Raw genomic sequence first — 3,784 nt, forward strand, 5'->3', positions numbered from 1 at the left:
GGGCCTGCTGGGCCTCAACGCCCTAGCCGTGGGCGTGGGCGGGCTGCTGCTGCTGCGCCTGCGCGACACGCTGGCCCAGCTGCGCTTTCTCATTCCCATCGCCTGGCTGTTTATCGGGCTGAATGGGCTGGCCATCATCTGCAACGTGGTCGGGCGGCTGAGTCTGGCCAAGATGTTCAGCACGGCGGCCATTTTCGGGCTCACGCAGGGCATCGGGCTGGCGGTGTTCATCGAGCTGTTCACCGAGGCCTTCCATCTGCAGATACTGTGCAGCCGGGGCGCGGCCGGCGAGGCCGCGGCCTTCGACTACAAAGCCATCGAAACCAACCTGCTGCGCCTGCTCACGCTGCTGGCCGGCGCGCTGTGGCTGGTGGTGTTCACCTCCAACCTGAACGCCTACAACGCCATCTACGGCTTTCTGGAGCACGTGCTCACGGCCCCGCACACCATTGGCAGCACGGTGTTCACCTTCGGCAACGTACTGCTGTTCTTCCTCATTCTCTACATTTCGACGCTGCTGCAACGCTACGTGGGCTACTTTTTCGGCGAGGTGGGGGCCGACGATTCCGACGCCCGGCGGCGCGGCTCGTGGCTGGTGGCGCTGCGGCTGCTGCTGGTGCTGGTGGGCTTCGCGCTGGCCACGGCCGCCACGGGCCTGCCGCTTAGCAAAATCGCCATCGTGTTCGGGGCGCTCAGCGTGGGCATCGGCCTGGGCTTGCAGAGCATCGTGAACAACCTGGTGTCGGGCATCATCCTCATTTTCGAGCGTCCGTTTCACGTGGGCGACTTCATCGAGGTGGCCGGCAAGGCGGGGCGCGTGCACGACATCGGCATCCGCTCCAGCAAGCTCACGTCCGTCACGGGCTCCGAAATCATCGTGCCCAACGGCGACCTGCTGTCCAACCACGTCATCAACTGGACGCGCACCAACGACCACATCCGCACCGAGCTGTCGCTGAAAATGACCTCCGAAACGGCCGACCTCGCCACCAACCTCGCCACCGCCCGCGCCCTCATTCAGGAGGAAATCAAAACCAGCCCCTACACCCTGCACAACCTGCCGGCCGAAATCCTGCTCAGCAGCATCGCCGGCTCGGTGTACGAGCTCAAGGTGCTGTTCTGGATTAGCAACATCCGCCAGGAGCAGCTCACCAAAAGCGAGATTCTGGCCGGCATTTACCGGCGGTTTGTGGAGAAGGGCTTGCAGCTGAGCTAGGGGTAGAGACGCAATATTTTGCGTCTCGTCGTTGAACGACCGGAACTGCGCCGCCTGGTATCGTTCGAGTGTTATCGTTCAACGACGAGACGCAAAATATTGCGTCTCTACCTCGCTCAGCAAGAGAAAAGCCGCCGCCCCGCCGCCATGCCCGTATAGCCAGCCTTCACCTCAACCGTTTTTCTTGATGAAACCAACCAAATCAACGTCCCGGCCCCGCGTGCTCGTAACGGGCGGCACCGGCAAGCTGGGCAAAGTGTGCGTGGCCGATTTGCAGGCCCACGGCTACGACGTGTTCGTGGTCGATACCGTGGCGGCCGACAAGAGCGTGCCTCACATGGTGGCCGACCTCGCCGATTTCGGCCAGACGCTCGACGCGCTGTCGTCGGTGGGCCAGGAGATTTATGCGGGCGTGGCCCCGCAGGCGTTTGCGGCCGTGGTGCACTTGGCGGCCATTCCGGCCCCGCGCCAGTACCCCGACGCCCACACGTTCCAGAACAACATGATGAGCACCTACAACGTGTTCGAGGCGGCGCGGCGGCTGGGCATCCGCAATGTGATTTGGGCTAGCAGCGAAACCACCTTGGGCGAGCCCTTCGACGAGCAAGCGCCCTACGCGCCCGTGGACGAGGACTACCCGCTGCGCGCCAAAAGCGCCTACGCCCTGGCCAAGATTCTGATGGAAGACATGGCCCGGCAGTTCTGCTACCAGACGCCGGATATGAAGCTCGTGGGCCTGCGCTTCAGCAACGTGATGGAGCCGGCCGACTACGCCAAGTTCCCGGCCTACAACGACGACCCGCAGGAGCGCAAGTGGAACATGTGGGCCTACATCGACGCCCGCGACGGCGCCCAGGCCATCCGTAAGGCCGTGGAGTGGGAGGCCACCGGCATGCACGCCTTCATCATCGCCAACGCCGACACGGTGATGAGCAAGCCGTCGGCCGAGCTCATGGCCGAGGTCTTCCCCGGCGTGGAAGTGCGCAAGAAGCTGAGCAAACACGAAACGCTTCTTTCCATCGATAAAGCCCGCCGCGAATTGGGCTACGAGCCCGAGTTCAGCTGGCGCGAGGCCAAGAGCCAGGCCCCGGCCAAAGGCGGCAAAAGCAAGCAGAAATAGCGGCGGGCGCGGCATTCGCGCCCGTCGCCGGTCGGCCTCCCGCAACGCCGGCCGCGGATGGTGGGCGCGAATGCCGCCGCTACCTTATTTTTACTTTTTACCTCAACCGAAAACAGCCATTTTCCCGTTAGTTAGGTGAAAGAATAACCTAACGGCGCGTTGTTCGTAGCACTGCTTCGTCCATGCGCCGCCCTGGGGGCCCACCCGGCGGGCAGGGCTCGTTGATTTTTGCTGATGATTCATATTGTATACATGAGCCGGGCCGTGCGCCCGCTTTCTGACCAGGATTTGCAGGCCCTACTCGACCAGTGCCGCCGCGACAACGGCCGGCACAATGTCACGGGCGTGCTGTTTTATAGCCACGGTAACATTGCCCAGCTCATCGAGGGCGAGCCCGAGGTGCTGGAGCCGCTGTTTGAGACCATTGCCCGCGACGGCCGCCACTCCAACGTGGTGAAACTCGTCGACAAGCCCATCAGCGTGCGCAGCTTCGAGGGCTGGTCAATGGCCTTCCACCCAATTGAGCCCACCGGGTTCGAGGCGTTGCAGGGTTTTCTGCTGCCTGAGCACCTGCCGCCGCCGCCCCATTCGCTCAGCATTGCCGACGCGCTGCTGGTTGACCTGGTGAAAATGGCCGTCTTCGGCCCCGAATCCGCTCCGGCGCAAACTTCGCCGGCGCATGTGTAAGCAGGGCGAAATAGTAGTGGCCCGGTGGGCCCAGGCCTTAGCGCAGCGCGCGCGGGGCTCCATGTTCTTTTTGCGGTAACCGTATGCGCGAGCAGCAGCTGCAAGAAATTCTGCGGCACATGCCGGCGGGCGTGGCCATTTTGCAGGGCGAAAGCCTGTGCTATGGCTTTGTGAACGAAGCCATGCAGGCCGTGCTCGGCGCGCCCGTGCGCGAGGGCCAGCCCGTGGCCGAGTACCCTGGCACCATTCCGGCCGATTTGCTGGACGTGATGCGGCAGGTGTACCAGTCGGGCCGGCCCTACGTGGCCAAGGCCTACGCCCTGCCGTTGCCCGCCGCCGGCCAGGAAGAAGCCGTGCCGCGCTACTTCGACATTGCCCTGGAGCCCGTGCGCGACGGCGAAGGACCGGTAACCGGCCTGCTGCTGTTTGCCGTGAACGTGACCGCGCAGGAGGAAGCCCGCCAGCGCGCCCATCATCTGGCCATCGAAACCCGCCGCCTCGATACCCGCCTGCGGGTGCTGACGGAAACCGTGCCTCAAATCACGTTCACCGTCGATGCCGCCGGCAAGTACGAGTATGTGAGCCCACAGTGGTACTACTACACCGGCCAGCCGCCCACGGCCGACTTGAACGCCATCTGGCCGCTGCTCATTCACCCCGACGACCGCCTGCGCGTGCTCTACCAGTCGGAGTCGGCCCGCGCGGCCGGCATTGGCTGGAGCTACGAGTACCGCCTGCGCCGCCACGACGGCCAGTACCGC

4 protein-coding genes are annotated in these 3,784 nt (G+C 64.1%); all 4 read left to right on the forward strand.

The features are described from left to right. On the forward strand, positions 1-1,216 hold a 1,216-nt coding region (locus ACYVDE_RS16910), incomplete at its 5' end, for a mechanosensitive ion channel family protein (RefSeq protein ID WP_460502726.1). Positions 1,217-1,403: 187 nt separating this feature from the next. Further along, positions 1,404-2,336 (forward strand): NAD-dependent epimerase/dehydratase family protein, encoded by a 933-nt coding sequence (locus ACYVDE_RS16915; RefSeq protein ID WP_460502727.1) that lies wholly within the window; start codon positions 1,404-1,406, stop codon positions 2,334-2,336. A gap of 234 nt (positions 2,337-2,570) precedes the next feature. Beyond that, the gene (locus ACYVDE_RS16920; RefSeq protein ID WP_460502728.1) at positions 2,571-3,023 is read left to right on the forward strand and encodes a BLUF domain-containing protein; all 453 of its coding nucleotides are present in this window, start codon (positions 2,571-2,573) and stop codon (positions 3,021-3,023) included. A gap of 83 nt (positions 3,024-3,106) precedes the next feature. Further along, the coding region (locus tag ACYVDE_RS16925; RefSeq protein ID WP_460502729.1) for a PAS domain-containing protein at positions 3,107-3,784 on the forward strand (678 nt) is incomplete at its 3' end.

It is taken from the genome of Hymenobacter agri, from assembly GCF_054778495.1.